This window comes from Baaleninema sp. (assembly GCF_049974805.1).
Taxonomy (GTDB): domain Bacteria; phylum Cyanobacteriota; class Cyanobacteriia; order Cyanobacteriales; family Geitlerinemataceae; genus Baaleninema.
Genome location: NZ_JBNGCO010000245.1, coordinates 1 through 3,831, shown reverse-complemented (window position 1 = coordinate 3,831; position 3,831 = coordinate 1). Strand labels below are relative to the sequence as shown.

Here is a 3,831-nt window from a genome sequence, read left to right as displayed (position 1 = left end):
CGTAACGAGCGCAACCCTTGCCCTTAGTTATACGTGTCTAAGGGGACTGCCGGCGGTAAGCCGGAGGAAGGTGGGGATGACGTCAAGTCAGCATGGCCCTTATGTCCAGGGCGACACACACGCTACAATGGTCAGTACAAAGGGCAGCGAAGCCGCGAGGTGAAGCGAATCCCAACAAAGCCGATCGTAGTTCGGATTGCAGGCTGCAACTCGCCTGCATGAAGCTGGAGTTGCTAGTAACCGCGCGTCAGCCATAGTGCGGTGAATACGTTCCCGGGGCTTGTACACACCGCCCGTCACGTCATGGGAGTCGGTAACGCCTGAAGCTGGTGGCCTAGCCCGCAAGGGAGGGCGCCATCTAAGGCGGGGCTGGCGACTGGGACGAAGTCGTAACAAGGTAGCGGTACCGGAAGGTGCGGCTGGATCACCTCCTTTCTAAGGACGAACGGGGAGGCCAGCTCAGCTGGTTTCCCGATCCCTCTGTCAGTTTGTTTCCTGTTACTACTCAGCCGTTAAGGGCTGAGGGCAATGCATAGCATTGCTCATGCACTTTAACAAGCGAAACTGCGAAGACGGCGTAAGAAGAAGAACGAAGAGCGTCAAGGTCTCCGTATCACAGAAGGAAGCTACGAAGAGCGTTCGGAGGATGCCTAGGCGTCAAGGGCCGAAGAAGGACGCGGTACACTGCGAAAAGCCTCGGGGAGTCGTGTGCAGGCGAAGATCCGGGGGTATCCGAATGGGGAAACCCGCCTGGTAGAAGACCAGGCACGGTGTGCGGGAACGCGCATCGGGGGCACGCGGGGAACTGAAACATCTTAGTACCCGCAGGAGCAGAGAGTATTCCCTGAGTAGTGGCGAGCGAAAGGGGAGGAGCCCAAACTCAAGGTGTGGAGAAGACTGCGGTCGTTGCATCTTGGGGGTAGGGGCACCAGCACGAGATGCCGCAGCATCTCGATGGAGTAAGAAACGAACCACACAGCTGAAGGACACTGGAAAGGTCCGCCAGAGACGGTGAGAGCCCGGTAAGCGAAGTGAGGGACGCTCCAGCTGGGAGCCGGAGTACCACGGGACACGAGGAACCTTGTGGGAAGCAGGGCAGACCACTGTCCAAGGCTAAATACCCTTGATGACCGATAGCGAACAAGTACCGTGAGGGAAAGGTGAAAAGAACCCCGGCGAGGGGAGTGAAATAGAACCTGAAACCGAGCGCTTACAAGCTGTCGAAGCACAATGCGGCTCATCAGAGATGGGCTGAAGGTGTGACGGCGTGCCTTTTGGAGAATGAGCCAGCGAGTTACTCTTTGTCGCGAGGTTAAGGCAGGGACAGCCGAAGCCGAAGGGAAACCGAGTCTGAAGAGGGCGAGGGTCGCGGAAGCGACACGTGGCAAGGAGTAGACACGAAACCAGGTGAGCTACCCATGGTCAGGCTGAAGCGGGGCTAACCCCCCGTGGAGGGCCGAACCTTTCTCTGTTGCAAAAGGGTGGGATGAACTGTGGGTAGGGGTGATATGCCAAACGAACTTGGAGATAGCTTGTTCTCCCCGAAATAGCTTTAGGGCTAGCCTCGTGGGATGAGTCTTGGAGGTAGAGCACTGGATGGGCTAGGGGGCGCAAGCCTACCAAACCCAACCAAACTCCGAATGCCAAGACTAAGGAACACGGGAGTCGGACTACGAATGATGAGATCCGTAGTCGAGAGGGAAAGAGCCCAGACCGTCGGCTAAGGTCCCGAAGTGCAAGCTAAGTGGGAAACGATGTGGGATTGCGCAGACAGCCAGGAGGTTGGCTTAGAAGCAGCCATCCTTTAAAGAGTGCGTAATAGCTCACTGGTCGAGCGCCTTTGCACGGAAAATATAACGGGGCTAAAGTTGACCACCGAAGCCATGGGCGGTTGAAGGGGACTTCAACCGTGGTAGGAGAGCGTCCTGTTGGCGTAGAAGCCGTACCGAAAGGAGCGGTGGAGCAGACAGGAGAGAGAATGCTGGCATGAGTAGCGAGAAACACGTGAGAACCGTGATCGCCGGAAGTCTAAGGGTTCCGACGGAAGGGCAGTCCACGTCGGGTTAGTCGGGCCTAAGCCGAGGCCGAGAGGCGTAGGCGATGGAGACCCGGTTAATATTCCGGGACCACCGGAGAGGAGCGAAGGGGGGACGCAGAGCGGTAGGTGAGCCGGGGGGTGGAAGACCCGGTGCCAAACGTGTAGGCCGGAGAAAGGGGTAGGGAAAACCGCTCCCGGAGGCCGAGGCGTGAGGGCGGGCCTAAGGGCCAGAAGTCACTGAGCCGTACTGCCGAGAAAAGCCTCTAAGCGAAGAGACTCGGGTGACCGTACCGCAAACCGACACAGGTAGACAGGTAGAGGATACCAAGGCGAACGGGAGAACCCTCGTTAAGGAACTAGGCAAAATGACCCCGTAACTTCGGGAGAAGGGGTGCCCCTGGAGGTGAAGGTCGAGACGACCGGAGCGACTGGGGGTCGCAGGGAAATGGCTCTAGCGACTGGTTATCAAAACCACAGGTCTCTGCGAACTCGAAAGAGGAAGTATAGGGGCTGACACCTGCCCAGTGCCGGAAGGTTAAGGGGAAGGGTTAGCGGAAGCGAAGCTCAGAACCGAAGCCCCGGTGAACGGCGGCCGTAACTATAACGGTCCTAAGGTAGCGAAATTCCTTGTCGGGTAAGTTCCGACCCGCACGAAAGGTGTAACGACTAGAGCACTGTCTCAACGAGGGCCCCGGCGAAATTGAACACGCGGTAAAGATGCCGTGTACCCGCAGCAGGACAAAAAGACCCCGTGGAGCTTTACTGCAACTTGGCATTGAGTTAGGATTTAGCTTGTGCAGGATAGGTGGGAGGCAAAGAAGCCGGGACGCCAGTCTCGGTGGAGCCGCTGGTGAAATACCACCCTGGCTAAAGCTTGGCTCTAACCCTGAGGCGTAAACCGGACAGGGGACCATGTCAGGCGGGCAGTTTGACTGGGGTGGTCGCCTCCTAAAGAGTAACGGAGGCGCCCAAAGGTTCCCTCAGGTGGAATGGCAACCCACCGCAGAGTGCAAAAGCAAAAGGGAGCTTGACTGCAAGGCAGACCGGCCGAGCAGAGACGAAAGTCGGGTTTAGTGATCCCACGGTACCGAGTGGAAGGGCCGTGGCATACCGGATAAAAGCTACCCCGGGGATAACAGGGTGGTGAGGCCCAAGAGTTCACATCGACGGCCTCGCTCGCCACCTCGATGTCGGCTCGTCACATCCTGGGGCTGGATACGGTCCCAAGGGTTGGGCTGTTCGCCCATTAAAGTGGCACGCGAGCTGGGTTCAGACCGTCGTGAGACAGGTCGGTCTCTATCCGCTGTGGGCGTAGGGGACTTGAGGGGAGCTGCCCTCAGTACGAGAGGACCAGGGTGGACGGACAGATGGTGAGTCAGTTGTCGTGCCAACGGCATAGCTGAGTAGCCAAGTCCGGCAGGGATAACCGCTGAAAGCATCTAAGTGGGAAGCCCGCCCCAAGAAGAGGTCCCCCACACCGGAAAGGTGGTAAGACCGCTGGGAGACTACCAGTTAGATAGGCGGGAGGTGGAAGCGCCGCAAGGTGTGGAGCTGACCCGTACTAAAGGTCGAGGGCTTCACCGAGTGATATGAAGAGGTTGGAGTTCTGGCAGCGAAACGCAGGCTAAGTGCACGGAGTCATAGGACAAGGCTCTTGGTGATAGGAGCGGTGGGGGTACATCTGGATCCATCCCGAACCCAGCAATTAAGCCCACCAGCGCCGATGGTACTTGGGAGGGGACTCCCTGGGAGAGTAGGTCATTGCCAAGAGCCTTGTCTTTTTTGTGTCTGAA

The 3,831-nt window shown here is 57.9% G+C and carries 3 rRNA genes; all 3 read left to right on the top strand.

Annotation, left to right across the window (positions count from 1 at the left end):
* Positions 1 to 435: ribosomal RNA gene (locus ACP5D4_RS21670) — 16S ribosomal RNA — on the top strand; the annotation flags it as partial.
* Positions 436 to 621: 186 nt separating this feature from the next.
* A 23S ribosomal RNA gene (locus ACP5D4_RS21665) occupies positions 622 to 3,622 on the top strand.
* Between the two features lie 69 nt (positions 3,623 to 3,691).
* Positions 3,692 to 3,808, top strand: a 5S ribosomal RNA gene (gene rrf / locus ACP5D4_RS21660).
* Positions 3,809 to 3,831: the final 23 nt, after the last annotated feature.